Annotated in this window: 16 protein-coding genes and 1 tRNA gene; 10 read left to right on the top strand and 7 right to left on the bottom strand. The window is 56.0% G+C overall.

Features of this window, described 5'->3' with window-relative positions; all coding sequences use genetic code 11:
• The first annotated feature begins 73 nt into the window (after window positions 1-73).
• Window positions 74-805 (top strand): amidotransferase, encoded by a 732-nt coding sequence (locus tag C4J89_RS19660; protein WP_124363970.1) that lies wholly within the window; start codon window positions 74-76, stop codon window positions 803-805.
• Here the strand turns inward: C4J89_RS19660 and C4J89_RS19655 are convergent.
• From C4J89_RS19655 to C4J89_RS19645, 3 genes are all read right to left on the bottom strand, one after another.
• Window positions 783-1,754 (bottom strand): magnesium and cobalt transport protein CorA, encoded by a 972-nt coding sequence (locus C4J89_RS19655; protein WP_124404985.1) that lies wholly within the window; start codon window positions 1,752-1,754, stop codon window positions 783-785. The two genes, C4J89_RS19660 and C4J89_RS19655, sit on opposite strands and share 23 nt — an antisense overlap.
• Window positions 1,755-1,904: 150 nt before the next feature.
• Entirely contained in the window at window positions 1,905-2,627 is a 723-nt protein-coding gene (locus C4J89_RS19650) for a 1-acyl-sn-glycerol-3-phosphate acyltransferase (protein WP_124415365.1), read from the bottom strand.
• Window positions 2,628-2,840: 213 nt separating this feature from the next.
• Entirely contained in the window at window positions 2,841-3,533 is a 693-nt protein-coding gene (locus C4J89_RS19645) for a crotonase/enoyl-CoA hydratase family protein (RefSeq protein ID WP_124367986.1), read from the bottom strand.
• A gap of 318 nt (window positions 3,534-3,851) precedes the next feature.
• On the opposite strand from C4J89_RS19645, the gene C4J89_RS19640 reads away from it, so the two are divergent.
• Window positions 3,852-3,941: transfer RNA gene (locus C4J89_RS19640), tRNA-Ser, on the top strand.
• 345 nt (window positions 3,942-4,286) lie between these two features.
• Here C4J89_RS19640 and C4J89_RS19635 read toward each other — a convergent pair.
• Window positions 4,287-4,928, bottom strand: coding sequence for a hypothetical protein (locus tag C4J89_RS19635; RefSeq protein ID WP_124415364.1), 642 nt, complete (start codon window positions 4,926-4,928; stop codon window positions 4,287-4,289).
• A 161-nt stretch (window positions 4,929-5,089) separates the two neighbouring features.
• Here C4J89_RS19635 and C4J89_RS19630 point away from each other — a divergent pair, with 161 nt between their 5' ends.
• The 7 genes from C4J89_RS19630 to C4J89_RS19600 all read left to right on the top strand — a co-directional run bounded on the left by C4J89_RS19630 (window position 5,090) and on the right by C4J89_RS19600 (window position 12,216).
• A complete protein-coding gene (locus C4J89_RS19630) occupies window positions 5,090-6,463 on the top strand; it encodes an Lrp/AsnC family transcriptional regulator (RefSeq protein ID WP_124415363.1) in 1,374 nt (457 codons plus the stop codon).
• A gap of 97 nt (window positions 6,464-6,560) precedes the next feature.
• Window positions 6,561-6,749: an AlpA family transcriptional regulator gene (locus tag C4J89_RS19625; RefSeq protein ID WP_034120744.1), complete on the top strand. Its 189-nt coding sequence runs from the start codon at window positions 6,561-6,563 to the stop codon at window positions 6,747-6,749.
• A 381-nt stretch (window positions 6,750-7,130) separates the two neighbouring features.
• On the top strand, window positions 7,131-8,096 hold the full coding sequence (locus tag C4J89_RS19620; protein ID WP_124415362.1) for an inovirus-type Gp2 protein: 966 nt from the start codon (window positions 7,131-7,133) through the stop codon (window positions 8,094-8,096).
• A gap of 143 nt (window positions 8,097-8,239) precedes the next feature.
• Complete coding sequence (locus tag C4J89_RS19615; protein ID WP_124415361.1) at window positions 8,240-8,698, top strand: hypothetical protein; 459 nt, start codon at window positions 8,240-8,242, stop codon at window positions 8,696-8,698.
• Between the two features lie 250 nt (window positions 8,699-8,948).
• Entirely contained in the window at window positions 8,949-10,442 is a 1,494-nt protein-coding gene (locus C4J89_RS19610) for a recombinase family protein (RefSeq protein WP_256681818.1), read from the top strand.
• Entirely contained in the window at window positions 10,439-11,338 is a 900-nt protein-coding gene (locus C4J89_RS19605; RefSeq protein ID WP_124415360.1) for a plasmid partitioning protein RepB C-terminal domain-containing protein, read from the top strand. Before C4J89_RS19610 ends, C4J89_RS19605 begins: the two co-directional genes overlap by 4 nt.
• Complete coding sequence (locus C4J89_RS19600) at window positions 11,335-12,216, top strand: plasmid partitioning protein RepB C-terminal domain-containing protein (protein WP_124415359.1); 882 nt, start codon at window positions 11,335-11,337, stop codon at window positions 12,214-12,216. The genes C4J89_RS19605 and C4J89_RS19600 overlap by 4 nt, the downstream gene beginning before the upstream one ends.
• A gap of 247 nt (window positions 12,217-12,463) precedes the next feature.
• On the opposite strand, the gene C4J89_RS19595 is transcribed toward C4J89_RS19600, so the two are convergent.
• The 3 genes from C4J89_RS19595 to C4J89_RS19585 all read right to left on the bottom strand — a co-directional run bounded on the left by C4J89_RS19595 (window position 12,464) and on the right by C4J89_RS19585 (window position 19,309).
• The gene (locus C4J89_RS19595; RefSeq protein WP_124415358.1) at window positions 12,464-13,048 is read right to left on the bottom strand and encodes a hypothetical protein; all 585 of its coding nucleotides are present in this window, start codon (window positions 13,046-13,048) and stop codon (window positions 12,464-12,466) included.
• 325 nt (window positions 13,049-13,373) lie between these two features.
• Complete coding sequence (locus C4J89_RS19590) at window positions 13,374-14,816, bottom strand: multidrug DMT transporter permease (protein WP_124415357.1); 1,443 nt, start codon at window positions 14,814-14,816, stop codon at window positions 13,374-13,376.
• Window positions 14,816-19,309 carry an ATP-binding protein gene (locus C4J89_RS19585; protein WP_124415356.1) on the bottom strand — a complete coding sequence of 1,498 codons (4,494 nt, stop codon included), beginning with the start codon at window positions 19,307-19,309 and terminating at the stop codon, window positions 14,816-14,818. The genes C4J89_RS19590 and C4J89_RS19585 overlap by 1 nt, the downstream gene beginning before the upstream one ends.
• Window positions 19,310-20,097: 788 nt before the next feature.
• Here C4J89_RS19585 and C4J89_RS19580 point away from each other — a divergent pair.
• Entirely contained in the window at window positions 20,098-22,134 is a 2,037-nt protein-coding gene (locus C4J89_RS19580; protein ID WP_256681755.1) for an SEC-C metal-binding domain-containing protein, read from the top strand.
• Window positions 22,135-22,352 lie beyond the last annotated feature (218 nt).

The raw sequence follows: 22,352 nt of genomic DNA, 5'->3' as shown, positions 1-22,352 counted from the left end.
CTTGCTTTGAACAGGTGTTTCAAGGCACGCTCTGGGGTGTTCAATATTCCCATCGCCGTGTCAGGTATTTTTTATGTCGCTACGCGTCTGCATCCTGGAAACCGATATCCTGCGTCCAGGCCTGATCGATCAGTACCAAGGTTACGGGCAGATGTTCAAGCGCCTGTTTGCCAAGCAGCCGATCGCCGCCGAGTTTGTGGTTTACAACGTGGTGCAGGGTGAATACCCGCCGGATGACGAAGCCTTTGACGCGTACCTGATCACCGGCAGTAAGGCCGACTCGTTCGGCACCGACCCGTGGATCCAGACCCTCAAGACCTACGTGCTCCAGCGCTACGAGCGCGGCGACAAGTTATTGGGTATCTGCTTCGGCCACCAACTGCTTGCGTTGCTGCTCGGCGGCAAGACCGAACGCGCCAGCCAAGGCTGGGGCATGGGCATTCACGACTACACCCTCGATGCCAAGGCACCCTGGATGAGCCCGCAAGTGCCGGAACTGACGCTATTGATCAGCCACCAGGACCAGGTCACGACTCTGCCGGAAAATGCCACGGTCATTGCCTCGAGCGAGTTTTGCCCCATCGCGGCATATCACATTGGTGACCAGGTGTTGTGCTTCCAGGGCCACCCGGAATTTGTTCACGACTATTCCCGCGAACTGCTTGAGATTCTTCAGACAACCCTGGGCGAAAAGGTCTATACCAACGGCGTGGCCAGCCTGGAGCGTGACCACCACGGCGCGACCGTGGCGGAATGGATGATGCGCTTTGTGGCGCACACACCTAAAGCCAGCCCGAACGCTTGAAGCTTGCCCACAGGCTGACGCATCCCACCGCAATCAACCCGAGCACTGCAAAATAACCGTAGTGCCATTGCAGCTCGGGCATGTTCTGGAAATTCATCCCATAAATCCCCGCGACCGCTGTGGGGAACGCGAGGATCGCCGCCCAAGCGGCGAACTTGCGCTGCACCACGCTCTGGCGCGAGGCCTCCAGTAACACGCCGATCTCAATGGTCTGGCTAGCGATATCGCGCAGGGTCGTCAGGTCTTCCATCTGCCGCGTGACGTGGATCTGCACATCACGGAAGTATGGGCGCATGTTCTTGTCGATAAACGGGAAGCTCAGCTTCTGCAGTTCCTGGCTGATCTCCACCATCGGCGCCACATAGCGCTTGAGCCGCAGCACGTCGCGGCGCAGGCCGTGAAGGTTCTGGATGTCGCGCTCGCTCAGGGAGCTGCACAGCACGTTGCGCTCCAGTTCATCGATCTCGGCGTGGATCGCCTCGCTGACTGGCTGGTAGTTTTCGGTGACGAAATCCAGCAAGGCATAGAGTACGAAATCTTCGCCATGCTCCAGCAACAACGGACGCGCCTCACAGCGCTGGCGTACAAAACCGTAGGACGCTGAGTGTCCATTACGGGCGGTGATGATGTAGCCATTGCCGGCGAAGATATGGGTTTCGATAAACTCCAGCTTGCCGTTCTCGCGCACCGGTGAATAGGTGACGATAAACAGCGCGTCGCCGAAGGTTTCCAGCTTCGGGCGACTGTGCTTTTCCATGGCGTCTTCGATGGCCAGTTCGTGCAGGTTGAACTGGCGTTGCAGGTTGTTCAGCTCCTGAGCACTGGGCTCTTCCAGGCCGATCCACACAAAGTGGCCGGGTTTGGCGGCCCAGGCCGCGCCTTCGTCGAGGGTAATATCAGTGACTTTCTTTCCGGCGCTGTAGACGGCGGCCGCAACGACTCTACCCATAGTGCTGATCACTTCTTATCAAGAGGACAAATGTTGGGCAGCTTAGCCTGAATGGCGTTCCGTAGAGTGATCGTTCCCACGCTCTGCGTGGGAATGCCCCCGTGACGCCCCGCGTCGCCCTGCGCGCTCCTCAGACCACGCCGCAGGCGTTCAAGCGCTTTGCAGCTCACGATCCATCTGCGCAATGCACGCATCCATCTGCGCCTGACACGCTTGCATCAACGCCGGAACGTCATCCGCGGTCATTCCGGTAGTAGGAATCGGCGCCAACGAGCGTATGAGCACATCCCCACCGTTCCAGCGGTTAAGGCGCATATGCGTAACGTAGTTACTGACACACACCTGCACGATCGGCACACCGGCCGCGATCGCCATGTGGAACGCGCCTTTTTTGAACGGCAACAAACCTTTGCCCAGGTTGCGCGTGCCTTCTGGAAACACCCAGATAGACGTGTCTTCGTGTTGCAAGGTGCGAGTAACGGTGAGCATGGCCCGGCGCGCCTTGTGCGCATTGCCGCGGTCGATCAACACATTGCCGGCCAGCCAGAACAACTGGCCGAACAACGGCACCCATTTCAGGCTCTTTTTGGCGATGCATACCGTGCGGTGGGGCACCACGGTGCCGAGCACAAACAGATCATAGTTGGACTGGTGGTTGGCGATCACCACGCAAGTGCCGGGCTTGTTACGCAGGGAGTCGACATCGGCTATCACGTTCAGGCGCAGGATCCACATCGCTGGCAGCGCGTAAAGGCGTGCGCACAGACGGCTATTGTCCGGATTGAACGGCCGGCAGATCCCCAATAGCACGCCCAGTACACCGGCGACTATAAAGTGCAGGCCCATCAACAACATACGTAACAGAAAAAGCATCGACGCGGCTCACCGGGACAAAAGGTGGCGCAGTGTACGGATGTGCACTGTATTCGGCAATTGCCCCAGCAGAGGTAGGAGATAGGCGATGTTTAAGCGCATGTTTCAACGTGCGCCGATAACACTTGTCTAGAGCGGCCCGGGTTATTTCGGTATGGATTGTAAGAAAAAGCCCGACTCAAGGTCGGGCTTCGGTACAGCAAGTGTGGGACGTTAAATCAGGTTATGGCCTTGGTCCTGGATGATTGCATCATCCAACGCATCCAGCAGTGCCTTGCGCACTTTCAACTTAGTGTGTTTGTGCGCGTTCATATTGATCTTCTTCAACTGCCGCGCCGCTTCCAGTGCCGCCGCGTGCAATTCTTCCGGCGCTACCACCTTGTCGAGGAAGCCCGCTTGCAGAGCGCCTTGCGGGTCAAACATCTCGGCATTGATCACCGACCGATGAAACGCCGACTTGCGCAGACGATCCCGCGCCAGCTCGATACCGGCGTGGTGCATGGTCATGCCAATCGCCACTTCATTCAGGCCAATGCTGAACGGGCCTTCCACACCGATCCGGTAATCCGCCGACAGCAGCAGGAACGCACCCTTGGCCACCGCATGCCCAGGGCACGCCACAATCACCGGGAACGGATGCGCCAACAGCCGACGCGCCAGCGTCGAGCCCGACGTGACCAGGCCGATGGCCTCTTTAGGGCCGGCCGTCATCACCTTCAAATCATAACCTCCCGACAGAATCCCCGGCGTGCCTGTAATCACCACCACCGCCCGATCCTTCTCCGCCTGGTCCAGCGCCGCATTGAACGCACTGACCACGGCGGGAGAAATGGCATTCACCTTGCCGTTGCTCAGGGTCAGGGTCGCGATACCGTCTTCGAGGTGGTAGGCAATCAACTCACTCATGACGCGGTTCCTTGTAGGACTTGTTATAGAAGATGCAGCAGACGTTACCCACCACGCCCGCGCGGGTAAAGCGCCGTGACTGACTGCCCAGTCAGGCTTTCGCTCCACACCCGACAGCAGAGCGCCTGGGGCAGGGCACCATAGCCAGCGTAGACCATCCCGAGCCATGCCCGAGATTGGCACAATCACCCCCATACATAGATGCTGTTCGGCATACCCGTCTAACCGCATGAAAATTCTGAAAAAAACCTTTGCCATCAGAAAGGCTTTCGACTACATTAGCGCGCCTCGACAGACTGAACTGGTTTGACGAGATACGGTGAAGTGTCCGAGTGGCTTAAGGAGCACGCCTGGAAAGTGTGTATACAAGAAATTGTATCGAGAGTTCGAATCTCTCCTTCACCGCCATATTTATACCTGAAGGCCCCGTTTAGCGGGGCTTTTTTGTGCATAACTGTTTTTGTTCCCCCATCTGTTCCCCCATTCGGATTTTGGAAAGTTAGCCTCGCCGCCAGGTGACTCTCGATGGGGCGCTTTCTCGTATTAGCAATCAACGCTGGTGTCTGTGTGCAGCTCGTTGAGCTAATCTCTAATGATTTCAGCCCTATGAACATGCGAAAAGTGTTCACTGTCGAGTGAATCTAGATTGCGTTGCCCGTTAGATTTTCCCATGGTGTCTCGTCGCAATGACTGAAAGCGCTGCACTTGTTGTGCTGGTGCGCATTGGCGTAGCTATCACTGAATGGGTCTCGGCTAGGTCGGAGCTCTTTCCATGCTGCGAGAGAGTTGTTCATCGATGAGGCTCATCAGGCTTTTATCCGTCAGCTTTTTTAATGTTTCCGTGTAAAGCTCGGCGCTTACGCTTCTTTGCTCCTCCGAGAGGCTGTCGATTGATAGGTTTGCTTCCCCCATCATGACGGTGCGTTGAGTGAGTTCTTTGATGCATTCCTGGAGTGCTGAGTACAGGGAACCTAGCTTCTTTTTTAGTTGCTGCTCCTTGTCTGCGGCCCTCTTGGCGGCATTCTTGGCAACCTTTTTCTGTTGGGTGGCCTGCTCGTACTCATCAGAGAGTAGGCTCTCAAGAAAATTGGTAATGCTGCTTTTGTTCTGCTTCGCCAGCTTGTTCAGTTTTTGCTTCGCCTGTTCTGAGAGCACGAAACTGCAGGCTTTTTTCTTTGCGTTCTTGTCCGCTTTTCTTCGCTGAGCCTGGGTCCAGGCCAGCTTCATTCTCAGTAAGAGCGCAGAGTCTTTTGTCCTTTCTTGACTTAGCCAGGCATCGAAATTGGTGGCTGAGATGGGCGCGCCTTCGTGTGTCTCTCCCTTGGTACGAAGGTGCTTCGTAGCCCATTTCAACTGATCTATCTCCTTCATATTGAGCCAGTCACTGCCTGCCATCGTGCTCTCCATAGTATTTTTACCTAGATTTATCTCACTGTACCTTGGCTGAGATACTAAGTGTAATACTCAATAATTACTTAGTAATCAGTGTTTATTAAAACAGGGTGTATTTTCTGTGCCAAAATATGGATGTGGCTTAACAAAATTAGGAAATTAATGTGAGCGAGATGCTGCTTTCAGTGCTGCTCAGTAAGGCGAAAGGGATCAGTCCTGAAGCAAAGTATGTATTGGTACGCTTGGTTGAGTGCGGTTTGGTTGCAGGGCCCATTTGCTCGGGTGTTAAAGAGCTAGCAGGGCGATTTGGAATTTCAGATAGCCAGATGGGCGCAGCAATGAATTCGTTGACCGCTGCTAAGGTCCTGATTCGTCGGGACTTGGTGAGCGGGCAAGGGCGCCCCAAAAGACAATATGAGTTGGCGCCAGGCGACGTTGAGCAGGTTGGTCTGAATGACGTGTCTAAGGTGGTCCATGCCAGAGTAATCCATCACCTTTTAAAGCATGAGAGCAAGGCGCTTCAGTTGTCAGATGTTGCCATGCAGCAAAAGGGGCCGCTCGAAGGCGCCCCCCTTGCTCATGTCCGAGCAAGCCGGAAGCAGGGCCGACTGAGTGTCGTAAATCGTTTGCTGCTTGCAGTGCTGTTATGCCGCGCTGATCGATTTGGTGTTGTGCGGGATTTAGGTCGTGCAGAGCTCTCGCGGTTAACTGGGCTAAGTCAGGAGCGTTTGAAGAACCGAATTCGGACCTTGCTCGATAGTGGTTTGATCCGGGCATACACACCGGGTGCAACAGGATCAGTCATCTTCAAAAAGACCAAAAGCGTTTACTACCTCAATCTGCACCATCTAGAGTTAAATTGTGGGCAGCGCTTGCCGATTTTATTGGTGTCGGTTGATCGCGTGCCGACTGAGGACAACGATGTTGACGTAGTAGATGGCATCTTCAAGTCAGGCCGGGAGTTGCGTAGCCAATTGACTGGCGAAGTTCGTAAGTTTTTTAAAGATAGCCACGAGCAAGGGCTGGCCCCTTTCATGAGGGGAAGGCTTGATTTGTATGCGGGATACCTGCTTTCTCATCATTGGAGTGTGCTTGGTGAGGGTGAGGGTGAGGGTGAGGCAGAGCTGGCTCAGTTGATCAAGCTCGATTTGCTTGGCGCTCCTGATGCGGAGGACTCCCAACGGCTTGCCACCTATTTGTGTGACCAAGCTGGAAACGTGGCGAGAGGTGTTAGAGGTGGCTGGTTTCAGGGCAAATCGGCATTGATCGATGGCATGGATTTCGAGGAATTGGATTACGTGCTTCTCCCTATGCGAGAGGTTGCGTATAAGTCGCGCAATGATCGGTTCTATCCTTCGCGAGCCGTTCTGGCGTTACCTCCGGATGACGTAGTGTGCGCGGGAAAATTGCATGTTGTGGAGTTTGGGCTTGGTAATCAGGTGAAAGTGCAGGTTTTTAGTAGCTTGGAGACGGTTTCTAATGCAGAGCAATATTTGTATGGCTTACTGACTCCGCCAGAAGGTGAATTGTCTGTTTGAGGTGCTGGGGCCGGGGGCTGGCAAAAACTGTACGGAGGCTAACCGTAGTTTTTTACCCGTCCTGCCAATCCTCTGAACGAACAGAGGAGTCCCGTTCATGAGGATCATTCGCCTGAAAGACGTCATCGACTCAACTGGTCTGGGTCGGTCTACCATCTATAAGTACATCGCAGACGGAGCCTTCCCTAAGCCTGTTTCGCTGGGAGAGCGCAGCGTTGGTTGGGTTGAAGGTGAGATACACGATTGGATTTTGGCCAGGATTGAGGCGCGCGACCTGGCCGAATGAGTTGCGTGAAAGAGTTGCCATACCGGCATAAACGCCATGACTGGCAGCGAGCCAGTCATGGCGTTTATGCCGGATGGTGAGCAGGCGGTTCTCAGCTAACTCCCACATATGGCCTTTTGGTCTATCTCCTGCTTGGCTTGGCAATAGTTTGCCGATTGGTTCATCTGGAGCGGGCATGAGCACCAAGTACAGAGCTGTATCTAGTTATATAGATATAGATAATAGATAGCTTCCAGATAATCAATAAACAGACATCAGTAAGCAACCGAACAGAAAGCAATCAACCTTTGGCCCAGTGATCACGGCTTCCTAGGAATAGCTCACCGGTTAAAAAGTGCATGGACGGTATCTGGTATGGGAACAACCACCAGGTACACAACCATGACCAATAGCAATGCCCACCCCCCTCTCTCGCAATCCGATATTGCCATCCAGATTGAGCGGCTCGTTAAGGCCATCGAACAACACGACACGCCAGCATTCCGGCTGTCAGGTACACGCTCAGGTCATAAGCAGATTGAGCCGACCAGGCTCTCCAAGTACTTCAAGTGCGTCCAGCAAATGATTGACTTGTTCGATGATCGCTGCAAATACCGTTACAGCGAACACCTGCAAGCGTTCCAGGACGCCTGTCAAGATATTGGTCTGGAGCGGAGCCCTACAGGTCCTGTCTGCTTGAATGAGGAGGGTACGATCTACCTCGACCATCATCGCAGTATGAACGTTCTTGTCATCCGGATCCGTCAGTTGACTCGTGAACAATGGTATCGCCGTGAGAAAGGGGACCGTCGTTATCTGGCCGGGCAGCAAGCGGACCGGGTCTGTGAATACTCCGACGCTATGATTGATCGCTACTCGCGGACTCTGATCATTAGGGTCAATCTGTATTACTACCAGAAGGTTCAGGCTAGGCAGCGTGTCGAACAAGTATTCGGCGATCTAGACCGGTTTATTGCTGAGCGTGAGCGTAACCCGATTTTCGACCACCTCATTGGCTATATCTGTGTGGTAGAGCAGGGCGTTGATCGTGGCTATCACCTCCATGCGGCCTTCTTCTTCAACGGCAATGAAGTGCGCGGAGATGTTTACAAGGCTGAGCAAATTGGTGAGCTGTGGAAAGATATTACTCGGGGGCAGGGCTACTTCAACAGCTGTAACCACGAAAAGGAAAAGTACAAAGACGACGACAGACTGGGTATAGGCATGATCCTTCGTAGTGCCCTGAAGGTCCGCAGTCATGTCCACTATGCGATGCGCTACCTGGTCAAGGACGATCAGCAGTTGCGGCTGAAGCCTGTCGGCGCTCGATGCTTGCGGATAGGGCAGATAGCTACCCCTCGACTGTGAACTTGATGTCGGAAGTTTCTATGTGAATTGCAGCAAACACCTTACTGCTGTCCCAGTGCTCGCTAGGCAATGCCATACGTCGAAACGGAACCTATTATTTTTGGGTTGTAGTCTTCATATGAGTTTTCATATGGAGAACGTTGATGTCCAACAATATCTGCGCTTGCTGTGGCTTGTCGTTTGAAAAACGTCCCCAAGTACCCAACCAAACCTACTGTTCGCTACCAGCCTGTCAGCGAGTACGACGCCAGCGCTGGCAACGTGACAAGATGCAAAGCGATCCTGATTATCGGGATAACCAGAGCCGCAATCAGCGTGCGTGGCTGGATCGCCATCCGGAATATTGGCGTAATTATCGGGACGCTCACCCCGAATACGTCAAGCGAAACAAATCACGCCAGCGATCCAAGCACGATCTGCAGCAGGAAGCCGATCTTGCAAAGATGGACGTGTCACAGGTGATGGTGCTGCGACCTGGGCTCTATCGGATTGAGCTAGTTCCCAGCGGTGAGGCGGTCTGCTGCGAGGCGTTGATCGTCGAGATCACGCCATTGTGCATCGGTTGCCCGTGCAAAAAGGACGGGTGCAAAGATAGGACGTGATGGTCATTCCGCTGGTTAGGCGTTAATTACGAACCCAAATGAGTTCTCGATCATCCTGCGTGGCAGCAATCTCAACGACGTGCGCTTTGGTTGGTTTTTCTCTGGACGAGGCCCGTGCGAAGATGTGAAAGGAAGACCCGAGAGCAAGCACACCAATAACGGCGAGCGGTTGGGTCCTATGCAATCAGATGAGTCTTCACCAGATATGTCGGATCAGCCGGTAGCATTACGTGCCGCCGAATACGTCAGGATGTCGACTGAGCACCAGCAGTACTCGACCGAAAATCAGTCAGACAAGATTCGCGAGTACGCCGAGCGGCACGGCATGCAGATCGTCCGTACCTATGCCGACCAAGGTAAAAGCGGGCTGCGCATAGATGGCCGACAGTCCTTGCAGCAGTTGATCAAGGACGTAGAGTCTGGGACGGCGGACTTCCAGATCATTCTGGTCTATGACGTCAGTCGCTGGGGGCGATTTCAGGATGCTGATGAAAGCGCCTATTACGAGTACATCTGCCGCCGTGCGGGCATTCAGCTTGCCTACTGTGCCGAGCAGTTTGAAAACGACGGTTCTCCAGGCTCGACCATTGTCAAAGGCGTCAAGCGTGCGATGGCGGGTGAGTACAGCCGGGAACTGTCGGCCAAGGTGTTCGCGGGCCAGTGCCGATTGATTGAGCTGGGCTATCGCCAGGGGGGAAGTGCGGGATACGGCCTGCGGCGTGTCCTGATCGATCAGGCGGGTTCAATCAAAAGCGAGCTGGCGCGGGGCGAGCACAAGAGTCTGCAAACCGACCGTGTGATTTTGATGCCCGGGCCTCAAGCCGAAGTACAGGTGGTGAACCAAATCTATCACTGGTTCATCGATGAAGGTTTACCCGAATCTGAAATCGCCTCCCGCCTCAACAGCCGTGGGATTCACACCGATCTGGATCGGCACTGGACACGGGCCACTGTGCGTGAGGTGCTGAGCAATGAAAAATACATCGGTAATAATGTCTACAACCGGATTTCCTTCAAGCTCAAAAAACACCGGGTCAGTAACCAGCCGGACATGTGGATCAAGAAGGAAGGTGCATTCGAGGCCATCGTATCACCGGAGGCGTTCTATACCGCCCAAGGTATCCTGCGCGCCCGGGCGCATCGGTTCAGCAATGAAGAACTGATCGAGAAACTGCGCAACCTATACCAGCATCGCGGCTTCCTTTCGGGCCTTATCATCGACGAGACGGAGGGGATGCCGTCGGCCTCGGCCTATATCCACCGTTTTGGTAGTTTGATCAGTGCCTACCAGGTCGTAGGATTCACGCCGGATCGAGACTATCGCTTCCTCGAGATCAATCGTTTTTTGCGACGGTTGCATCCGGAAATTGTCAGTCAGACCGAACATGTGATTTCTGATATCGGTGGGTTGATCGAGCGCGATCCCGCCACTGACCTAATGACGGTCAATCGGGAGTTCAGCATCTCGCTGGTCCTGTCACGATGCCAGTCGCTGGACAGCGGACGCAGGCGGTGGAAGGTTCGCTTCGACACTAGCCTGGCCCCAGACATCACGGTCGCCGTCCGTCTGGACGAAGCCAATCAGGCGCCGCTCGACTATTACCTGCTGCCACGGTTGGACTTCGGCCAGCAGGGTTTCAACCTCGCCGATCACAACAGCATTGAATTTGAGAGTTATCGCTTCGACAGTCTGGATTATCTCTACGGCATGGCAGCGCGCGCACGTATCAGGAGGGCGGCATGAGTAAGGAGCATCTTTCCAGCGAACTGAAAATGATCCCGCTCGAATGCATCGAGATACTGAATACGCGAGAGCGAAACGGACGGGTGTTCGACGAAATCGTCGGCAACATCAAAAACATAGGTCTTAAGAAGCCGATCACGGTGACACCTCGACCCGATGCAGACGGATCAGAGCGCTACCTGCTGATTTGCGGTGAGGGACGGCTCAAAGCCTACAAGACGTTGGGTGAAAGCAGTATTCCGGCTATGGTGGTGAGTGTCAGCGACGAGGACGCCTTTCTTATGAGTCTGGCGGAGAATATTGCACGCCGCCAATGCCGTCCTCTTGAGTTGCTGGCAGGTATCGAGCAGTTACGTGAGCAAGGCTATGACAAAAAGACCATTGCCCAGAAAACCGGCCTTAGCGTCGACTATGTCTACGGCATTCTTCAGTTACTCAAAAGTGGTGAGGAGCGCCTGTTGGTTGCCGTTGAAAGCGGGCGTATTCCGCTGAATGCCGCTCTCGCTATCGCGGGAGCAGGCAGTGATACGGAAGTACAGACTGCTCTGCAAGATGCTTACGAATCGGGGAAGTTGCGTGGCAAGCAACTAATCCACGCACGTCGGGTCATAGAGCGCCGCCGGTCACTGGGGCGATCCATTGCTCGTGGCACACCGCGTAAGGCGGGTGTGCTCACCTCATCCAGCCTTATCCGCAGCTATCAGAAAGAGGTCGAGCGACAAAAACTGATGGTCAAAAAGGCTGAGTTCGCGCAACAGCGGTTGCTCTTTGTGATCGAGGCCTTGCGCCAGTTGCTGTCCGATGAAAACTTCACCAACCTGCTGCGTGCTGAAGGATTGGATACGCTGCCGAAATACGTCGCCGAGCGGGTCTGGGCTGGAGCCCATACGACATGAGCCAGTTGCCCCTTGGCTTTATTCCGGAACCACTATCAGTTTCGTTGGATCTGATCCTGCCCTCGCGGAAAGTTCCTGAAGGGCTCCTCGGTAGTAAAAAATTCAAACAGATTCAGTCGTCAATTGATGCTGTCGGGCTAATCGAGCCGCTGACGGTCAGCAAGGTCGACAATCAATCTGGGCGGTATACGTTGCTGGATGGGCACATCCGTTTATTGGCGCTCAAGCAATTGGGTTTCACTGATGCGCCATGTCTGGTCGCTACGGACGATGAAACCTACACCTATAACAACCGGATCAATCGCCTTTCCACCATTCAAGAGCACTTCATGATCCGGCGTGCGGTCGAGCGCGGCGTGGCACCGGCCAGGCTGGCCAAAGCGTTGAGCGTCGACATCAGTCACATCATCAAAAAGATGAATCTTCTTGATGGCGTATGCGTTGAAGCGGCCGAGTTGCTTAAAGATCAGCACTTCTCCGCTGAAATTGGTGCGGTGTTGCGCAAACTCAAACCGACCCGACAGGTAGAATGCGTGGAGCTGATGGTGGCCATCAACAATATTACCGTTCCCTACGCTCAGGCTTTGATGGCCGCCACACCAAGCAACCTACTAATGGGCGATGCTAAACCCCGCAAGCTTGGTGGTGCCACTCCCGAGCAGATGGCTAAAATGGAGCGTGAAATGGGAAATCTGCAAGGACAGTTCAAGCTGGTTGAGCAATCGTACGGTCAAGACGTGCTAAATCTCGTGCTAGCCAAGGGCTATCTTGCTAAGTTGCTGGACAATGAGGCGGTCATCCGTTTCCTCACCAAAAATCAGCCTGAATTGCTAATTGAGTTCGAAAACATTGTGGTAACGGTATCGCTGGACAAGTGAATTGAATCGCCCCTGCTTTCGTAGACGCCTCGAACGGCTGCAACGGGTCCAGAGTTTGTAAAAACGCTTCGCCAAAATTGAAGTTCGCGCGTCTACGTTAAATCTGACATTTATCGGCACGTCAGCAGATGTAGATATCACGCAAATGCGCGATTACCAATCCGGTTTTTAATCCCCGTCGCGCTCGAAAACGTTTTTACACAGCCTCGGTCGAAAGCTGCCTATCACGAGATCTCACACCAATATCTCACTCCGATGATGGATTGGATCGGCCTGAATCGCCGCCCAAGGCATGCCAGTGAAGCGACGATTCAATGCAGCGCCGGTAGTGGGTATCAATCTGCCGCGGAGCAAGGCGAACATACCGCTCGGCTTTCTCGCGCTGTTCGCCGGTGAGCTTTACCAAGTACTCCACGACCTGCTCAGCAGACGGTGTGATTTCTGCACCGTTGAATTTGGGGGGTAGGCCGGTCCAGACCACGTGGGCCACGTCGTGAGTGTTAGCCCATTCGGATAAATCTGGAATCAGCCTCGGAGATGGCTGGCCGGCAGACCATCTGCAAACGTGCTTTTCTACATTTTTCCCCGGAATGTTTTCGCGGCTGCGTAAAGCCTCAACGGCAGAAGCGAGATCCACTGAGTCCATTACTGCCCACAGGGAGGGAACCAGCCGTCCGGTTTCGACTAGCACAAGCGTAATTCGACCATCTTGCGATTGCCTGGCGAATTCAGCTGGTATCAGTGGTCCATCCTCAATCCACTGCCCCTGAATCGGAAATTTCTTTGGCTCCCAAATCAGGGAGCCCCAACCAAGAGAAGCGATGCGAGCCAATGTGCCTCCGTTGAACCCGGGTGTTAGTTGGTAATGAGGTCTAGCGTAAATCGGTGCTCCTGACTGCCATTGGAGACGCGGTAGACATTGGCGGCCATCGAAATCGTATAAGCTAGTACCCGTTAGCTTTAATAGATCCCGAGTTCGCATATGTCCATGACCAAAGCCAATTGCCGCTTCTAGCCACCGATCGTTTTGGGTCGTTATCAGCCCTTTGTGACAGTCAACAATCGGCCGAATCAGCCGTCCGCGAAGCAGTTCGAGTCGGTATTTCGCTTTTCGTTATAACACTCGTTGCTCCCCTGAACCCAGAAACGACAGCTGGCTAAAGGAAGAAGACGCCACTCTTTAGGGTCTCGTCGAACGCGTTGTACGAGTTGCTCCGGTGAAGCAGGCGCACTTGCCAGAGATAGAACGATCGAACCACCTGCCCTTCGGCGGCCGGTAACTCGCGGTAGCTCGTTCCGCGAGAAACTAAGGCCGCACCGCAGGCTCCATTCAGCGACCCCGGACGCACTGGCCCCCAGCCCGTATTCCAATGAGCGTAGTCCGCCACTACCTGTTCATCGACAAGGACCTCAAGCGTGGTGCCCACTCGACGTACCTCTGCTTGAGCAGTCCTTAGGAGCGTCGGCACGAACAGTCGAGATGGATAGAGGTTCAGCTGCAGGTATCCCATGCGGCCATAGTCCATCCGTCCGGCCAAAGGCAACGATGCAGACGGGACGTCCAGTAACTGATCGATAGGTATTGCCCCCAACCAAGTCATCTCGTCGAGCGGCGCTGTGGGCACGCTTGGCAGCATTGGCATGTCGCGCCAGAAGGAGTCAATATGTGAAGCAAGATCCTGGTCAGCCACTTCACTGTTGCCGAACTGCAGCCATCGCACAAGCGATACTTCCACGCAGCGTCCCATCGTCATCTCGACGGGAGTGCTGAGCGCGATCAGCTCATCGCCGGGGCGCTCGGCCGCGACGCGAAGGACGACTTCTCGCATGATTCCCTCGATCGCGTTCGCGCTCCCGTTGAAGTCCTCCCGGACCGGCACCCATGCCGGGCGTGAAGGCCTCAGCGCAGCCAGCGTAGGATGAATTGGCAGCGCCTTTAGTGCGTAATGGCGCACAACCCCAGAGGGCAGCCCCCACAACCGTTCCGCTACCGCCAAGGTGCGCAAGTAGGCGGAGATCGCACGAAGGGCGGCCCGGGCGGAGTATGTGCCTACGAAGCCTTTCCCCAGCGGCCGCGCAAAGTGCCCGAAGTCGCCCTGCAGGGAAGCCTCGGGATAGGCCGCCTGGTTTTCAGTCCACTCGAACGCCATCTGGCGAATAAGCGGGAGTTTTGTTCGAAGCTCCAGCCTGCTCAGCGTGGTCCGGAACATCCTGGCCAGGTCCACCCCCTGCACACCTTCGAAGTCACTGGGAATCTCGAAGTGCTTTGGCGCCGCTTTGAGGTCGGTATCTAGCGCCTGCTCCTCGAAGCCGAGAGCCTCGAGGAGCAGGTTGGATAGGAGTGACGGTTTCGGCGTGCGGTTCGGCAAATCGGGATTGGGAACGTAGCCGTACTCACTTGCAGCCATCCAGAAGATGCAGAGTGCCTCGACGACTTCCGCCTCGAGCTTGCGCGAATGCAGCAGCTTCAGCAGCGCTGACTCGGTCTCTGTCGTCGTCGCAGGGTCGCTCAACAGTTTTGCCAACTCCTGCAATGTCCACCATCGGCAGGATGGCGTCGGCCATCCTAGGCGAGAGATGAGAATTCGAAGCTCGTCCATCACTCCTCCCGCGCGTCCGCAGCAACCAGTTCTGTTCCCCAACGCGGGTTAGCTAGCGGGAGGGTTCGGGTGTCTTCAAGCACACAGTCGACCATAACCTGAGCGAACTCAACCGCCGCATCTATGCGTCCCTGCTTCACGTAGAAATAGACCATTGCCTCACCCGGCGCCAATCGCGGCCGCTCCGGTTCGCCGAACATGGCATAGGCTGTCTTGGTTACGAAGTCATCGCAATATTTCAGGTAGTACTGGGCCACGAGGTCGAGCCGCGCGAGCGTCTTCTCTTCGCGCTCCATATAGCCGATCCAGGCGCCGCTGTAGATCTGCGCGCTGACGAGGTACTTCCAAGCAGCCTTCAGACCGCTCTGCCTACGTCGGGTGTGAAAGGCATGGCCAGACAGGTGGAGCAGATCACGGCCTCGACCTCGGTCGGACAAAAGCGAGTCATCCAGTGCATGGAGAATCCGCTTCCCCTGTCCCTGGCCTTCCCAGTACTGATACCAAGCCAGAAGCGCCGCCTCGTCGTCGTAGCCGCCACCCGATAAGCGATCGAGCAAGGCCATTAGCTGCTCGGGCTCGAAGGTTGAGACGTCACCATCGAAGGGCTTTCGATCCGTGTTTGAGTTCGCGTGCTCCTCGCGACTCAGCACGCCGATGTCCCACCCTCCGTGAGCGTTGAGTAACCCCAGTCGCTCGGCGGCACCCTCGACTCCTTCCTTGACTAGACGCTGCAGCACATCCCTAACTTCCGGGGGCAGGCCCGTGCGCATTAGCGCATCAAGCGGCCAGCCGGCCTTCACTCCCTGCTCGACGTACACACTCAGGCTGTTCTCAGCCTGAGACCACTGCCCGGCGTCGACATGCTCCTCGTACTTGGCCACCAATGCGGCGGGAGCCAGCTTGGCCAGCAGCGCGTCCGCCGCAGTCAGCGCGTGTCGGGTGCCACTGCCGTCCGTGTAGTCCAGCACGGAGTGGACTTGAGAGGCGACCTGCGCTAACAGTCGACGTGCATTTTTCGGCGCAGCTTCGACCAAGAAACCGATCGCGTCGAGGGTCTTGTTCAGCGTCGGATCTTTACGATGCGAGAAGCCTGTCGCAAGCTCCCAGGTCTGTCGGCAAAGTTCGCGCGCCGTTGTTTCCAAACCATGGGCCACCGAAATTCCGCACAACTGCAGCGGCGTTTGCAGATGCACGCTGGTCTCCTGCCGCACCTCAGCATCGAACTGCTCGCGCTGGGAGAGCACGAATTTCGCAGCGGCCTCATCAGACATCTTCGTCAGCAGCCCTCCGGCGTACTGCTCGCGGAAAGACGCCGCGTCGAACCACTTGAACGACTCTGCGGCAGCGAGCGTCGCCTCGGTGAGATTAGCCTCGACGGCATGGCCCAACAGAATGCTGCCCAGACGGACGTCGCAGGCAACCTGGTGCAGGGCAGCCCGAAAATCCTCTGCTGCAGATTGCCAGTCGTAGCTCTGTCGGAAATGCCTAAACTCCACCGGGTCTAATAGCTCAAAGACCGCGTGAAAGTCTACGAAATCCCCCCGCCACCAGTGATGAGCCACTTGGCCGGCGACGCCCGAGAGCACGTTCAGGAAGTCAGTGACATTCTCTCGGTCGGCATATACCGGTGCGCGTGCAAAGCTGAACTCGGTCTGCCCTTCCGCGGACATGCACATGCTCAAGTGCACAGCGCTGAAGAACCAGTGGTGCACCAGCTTCGCAAGGTCCTGCTTGCGCTCACGGTAGTTGAGTCCCTGCCAGTCGATCGGGATTGAAGCGTTTAAGGTCGTCACGGCATGCACGTGGGCCGCCTCGATGGCTGCTACAAAGGGCGTTCTGGCGAGTGCTTTGAAGTCACCGCGTTCGACGATGCTTACATTGACCTGAGCCGCGGCCCGGAGGCAGGCATCGCTGACAACGCACTTACGCCGGCTATCGCCGAGCGACGCTGCAAGCGACATCAACTCGTCCAGTTGCCCCTCCGCGGCCATCAGCCGTACGCGCGGTAACCAGCCCTCTGGGTTAGCACGTGTCACGAACTGCTTGAGCCCCTCCGGCGTGACCCCTACCGCGCCTAGGCGCGCAAAAGCACCCGCCAGGAACCTGAAAGCATCCAAGCCGTTGCCCGTGGAGTACTCTCTCGAGAAGCGACTCGCGCCCCGGAAGCGTCGCAGCGTCTCCTCGCCACAGGTCTCGGCCACGATATGGTCTCCGCGCGCTCGCAGCGCTAGCCCCAGCGCCGCCACAAGTTTGATATCCGTCTCGTGCCTGGAGGCAACGGCCTCTCGGATAACCCAATCGTCCGACGCCAGCGTCCATGTGTAAGAAACCAGCTGGGCCATGTCCTCGTCCTGCATTTGGTACTGGCTGCCCTCAACCATGCGGGCCTTCAAGTGCTGGAGGCGATAGGCTTGTGCGAACTCAGCCCGGTCCAGCGCGGCAGCCACGGCGTCGGTGATCAATGTGTCAAACAGCGACTGCGGATAGCCCTCTTCCAGTCGCAGCAGCACCCAGTCTCGGGTCAAGCCCGCGATCAGATGGCTTGGATCGCCAAGCTGCGCCTGGACCGTCCAGAGCCAGTTCACCCGCAAAGCGTTGGGAGCCAACGTCTCCAGCCAGCGCGCAACCTCCGGCCTCAGTGCAGCGATGCGATCGGCGTAGCCATCGGTCGACCGCACGTACACCGCCAGGCTCTCGTGGAAGACCTTCAAACCGGCGGCCGACGAATGAAGCAGATGTTCCACCTTTTCGATCTCGGGTGCCGCCAGCCTCATCGCGGTCGCGATCTCGCCGAATGCAGTCCGTGGCCAGAAGAACGGGAAGGCGCAAACCAGTCGCAGCGCATCCTTTAGGCTGGGTGAAACCCGCTCCCACAGCGACCCGTAGTAGAACTTCACGCCCTGACTCAGATCTCCGGTGAGTTGCTCGACGTCCCATCGCGTGACCTTGCCACCGGCAAGCACAAGTGCAGAGGTCGCGTAGATGACGTGCAGTGGGTGACCGTTGGTCCTGGCGCGGAGCGCGGCCGCGGCGCTCTGCAACTCTTCCTCAGCAACAGCCTCGTGCGCTGCGGCAACCTCGGTCGTTTCAGCCGCCTCAGGCTCTGCGTGAACGTCCTTCTCATTAGGCTCCGCAGGCCCAAACCCCGTGCTCAACCGACCGGCGTGCACCGCCTGACGCAAGTACGAAAGGACGGCGTCGCCGGACATGGCGGGCAGCGTCTTCCAACTTGCCTTCGGCGCAGCGATCAACAAGTCTGCCGGAAGTTGTGCGTCGTCCACCGGCTGTGTACCCACGAGCAGTACCAAGTTCTCAGCACACGGCACCAACTGGGCAAACAAGTCCTCTAGCGGCTGTTTGTCCTCCCCGTTGGTGCGCCAGACGTGGTCGAGACCATCCAAAATCAGTACGAAGGGCTTGTCGAGCGCTTTGTAGTGCGCCGCAGTGGCGTCCAACTGCGCGCGCAGGCCACCGGGCGGGCGGAGGACGTCGGGATGGAATCGCTCGATCTGCGATTGGATCGACTCTTCGACGACGTAGCTGTGTAAGCGATCCCGACCGCGCTCCGTCGTGGACAGGAAGTAGTGGTGGCGGACCGTCGGAATGTCTTTGTCGGCGAATATGTCGCACAGCGCGCTGAGGTAGGTGCTCTTGCCGCGACCAGGCGGACCGGTCAGAACGATCGCCTTGCCGCCTGACCGCAGAGCATCCTTGACGAAAGCGCCGTGGAATTCTGCATCGGGCACCTCATAGCCCTTGGGGACCGCAAAGTCTTCCGGGAGAGGTGCCGGCGGTGTCGCCTGCAGGATCGCGCGAAGGTCTGGCAACGTGATCCAGCCGGACGGCGGTGGAGAGTACTTCTGCGTCGCCCAGTTCAGAGCGACGTTTTTGAGGACGGCGATGCCCTCCGGCGTGCCATGCGCACGCAGCCGCGCGTCAACCTCGTGCTCGAGCGTCTCGTAGCCCTTGTCGCTGTGCGTGATCTGTAGTCGACCGAGAAAGTCCTCACAATCCGCCTCGCCGCCGAGTTCGGCGATGAGCGCCGCGCGCCTCGGGTCAGGGACCTTGGCGAAATCAATCTTGCTACCGGCCAGGCAGGCTTCGATCTCAGCATCAGGCCGCCGGTTGGTCAACAGGGAGAGATCACCGATACGTGCTAGGTCCAGCGACCTGTACGCGTCAAACCACTTCTTCAGCATTGACCGGGACCGCTCCGTCTTGCCGGATTTCTCAAGCAGCCAATCCCAGGACAGCGGATGTGCATCAGGGTTTGGCGTGAACTTGACCTGCTTAAGGTCTTGCAGTCCGTCCGAGCGCTCGACCACGATGTCGTCCAAACCCTTTGGTGCTTCCGCCTCAACGTCACACTCGAACTTGACCTTCGCGTAGCGACTCGGCGCATCCAGCCAGTCGCACAACACCCGCAGCCCCTGCCGGTTCTGATAGATGTAGCCGGCAGAGGTGATTGCCGTGCTCTTGATGTTCTCAGTCATCGTTTGCCGTCCTTTTCGACGCGAAAACAGCGTCGGCACGCGCCGCGAAATCCGCGATGCGGTTGAACACGACGATGCGAAAATTATTGGTCACGACTGGAAAGCTTGTCGCGCGTGATGCGCACATAGGCTTCCGGCAGACTCCCGCGCAACTGTAGCTGCAATTCATTGCCGCCCCCACCATTGTCCCATCCCACAAAGGATCAGCAGCCCACTCTGCCAACGCCGTAATGCCGATGGTAAATGACGTACCGACTGACTCAACTACACCTCAAGTCTCCCCGACAGTTCTGTTACATCACTTTGCCTTTCCGCTATTTAGGCAAGCTCGGGTCGTTTTCTGCCTTATGCGATCGGCGGCATAGGGCAGGGGCTCGGCTGATGAATAAGGATATGCGGGACATAAGTTTAGGCTTATAACTGTCTTAGTCGCATTAGGGCGCCTGTAATGCCTAGAGCATTCGTGTTGAATCGTCCCAAGATTCGTAACACGATCGAATAGCCTCTTTTGGTCGATTGCCCCCCTTACGACGGACAGCACCGGCCAAAAGCGGACATTTGGAGTGGAGAAAATAAATCCGTCCTCTTCATTCTTGGCACCTACGCTAGATTCACAGTAGTCCAAGATACTTGCGCATCTTTGACTGATGTATCTCTGGGAGGAACGCCGCATGCCGACACTAATAGGTCGATCCGAAACTGAGGTTCTTGCTGATCTTGTTGAGCTGACAGCCTCTCCAGGCTATGTCCATGGTATTGCTTTCATATGTCATCGGGACAACCTAGTCATGTACAACGACGAGTTGAATCCGGATGACATTGCTCCGCTTTTTAGCAATGACCGCTTATTAAGGACTGAAATCACAACTCTGCTCGGGTTGATGGTTCGTCAGGATCTGGACATGAGCGTGCCCACTGTAGAGGTCTTGGGCGAATTGGTAGCCCGCACCGATACACTCATGTTGGAGCTACACCAAGCTCTTTCCCGACCGATGATGTCAGCCCTGAAAGATCAGGCCATGAGCGGGAGCAACACGGGAGCAGCCTGGGACGGCATGTCCATGCGAGAGCCGATTTTTTATGGGACCGAGTCCGCCTACAGTTTCCAGTACCGTGATTTTCTTCCCGCGAAGTACGGTGAAGATGACCACTGGCTCGTTGAGAAAATGGGCTTTTCCATCGGCCAGGCACAGGTGGTTGCACACGCCATGTGCGCCCTTATGGACGAGAGGTCATGCGCCGCCTTCACCGGCTCCAATACGCCAGAGGTTGAGCCTCACATGTTGCTCGCAGCATTTGAGTATTCGGCGAAGCTTGTCTCGGATTTAAGCGGACTGGATGTAGCCATTGTCGAGGCCGTATTCCGCGCTTTGACGCTGACTGGTGACAATCTGCAATTTCAGACCATTGGCGATTTCAATGCCGTCGCGGCCACGCCGCTACTGCTGACCGGTCGCGGTACGGTGTTGCTCTTCCAGCATTACGCCATCTACGAGGCTCTCTACGAATCGCCATTTTTCTGGATGTGGGCCGACAAGCCGTACCGACCGAAAGCCATGGCAAATCGCGGCGCATTTGCGGAGCAGTTCGCAGCTCGGCGGCTTGCCGCAGTCTTTGGTGAAGGCAATGTCCATACCAACGTAAATTTGTTTAAAGGCAAGGACATTGCTGGTGAGGCCGACGTGCTGGTCGTTTTCGGCGATCGGTTGATCATTGTTCAGGCGAAGTCAAAAAAACTGACCCTTGAGGCCCGGAAAGGCAATGATGGTCAACTCAAGTCAGACTTCGCCGCGGCAATTCAGCAGTCGTACGAGCAAGGATGGGAGTGTGCGAGCATTATTGTTGAGGGTGGGTATCGGCTGGAGGACGACCAAGGCAGGGAAGTAAAGCTACCTCATCCCGTGAAAGAAATTTACCTCTTCAACATCGTTTCCGAGCACTACCCGGCATTGGCATTCCAATCCAGCCAATACCTGTCGTATCAGACGACCGAGGTTGTTAAAGCGCCTTTCGTGATGGATGTCTTCCTCTTGGACGCCCTCGCTGAGATGCTCACGTCACCGCTTAGGTTCCTTAGCTACATCCGCCTTCGAATCGCCGCGGTGGGTAAGCTGAATCTCAGTCACGAGCTGACGGCTTTGGGGTTTCACTTGAAACGAAATATGTGGCTCGATGACGAAATCAATCACGTGATGATTGATGACTCATATTCGATCGATCTCGACACCGCCATGACTGTCCGGCGGGAGGGGCATCCGGGCCAGCGCACTCCCGAAGGCATACTGACCAGATTAGCTGGTACGAGGTATGAGCAGGTGATTTCCCAGATTGAAGCTGAGGCCAATCCAGCAACGCTCGAACTCGGATTTCAGCTTCTGGCCATGAATGAGGACGCCGCTTTTAATATCCATCGGGGCCTTGAGGCCATAACTCGCATGACGCGAAAGGATGGGCAGGGGCACGATTTTACAATCGGAGCCGAGCAAGGAAGGGCCGGCATTTGCTTCCACTCTAATGTAGTCCCCTCGGCGGCAGCCTTGCGCCGGCTGCAGTTCCATTGCCACAAGCGTAAGTACATCCTGCGATCAGATACGTGGTTCGGCTTGGCCGTCGGTGGAGATTGCGACATTCAGTTCGGCGTGAGTCTTAATTCCACATGGACCGAATCTGAGCAGATGAACGAGCTGACTAGGGATGCCCAGGCCCCAGCACCAATATCATCGTTGTCGTCCCTCATTCGCCAAAGCCATGGCCAGAAAGTGGGACGCAACGACCCTTGCTCCTGCCGAAGCGGTAAAAAATACAAAAAGTGTTGCATGCCGTAACGCTATTTGATGCTGCTTGAACCTAGACGAGCCGAGACACCTCATCCTTGCGGCTCGTCGGCCTGTTGTTTCAATTGGCCTCGACACTCTGCGGATTGAGCAATCGTTGTAAAATAACAGCTATTCGGCCAAAAGCGGACGGTGAAAAATATAGTCTTGAGGATCAGCATTTGACGTCCCACGTTTACATTCTGCGAGACCTAAAACACCCTAGGTTC

Origin of the sequence: Pseudomonas sp. R4-35-07 (genome assembly GCF_003852235.1) — a bacterium.
GTDB lineage: Bacteria > Pseudomonadota > Gammaproteobacteria > Pseudomonadales > Pseudomonadaceae > Aquipseudomonas.
This window is presented reverse-complemented; position numbering and strand designations above follow the sequence as displayed.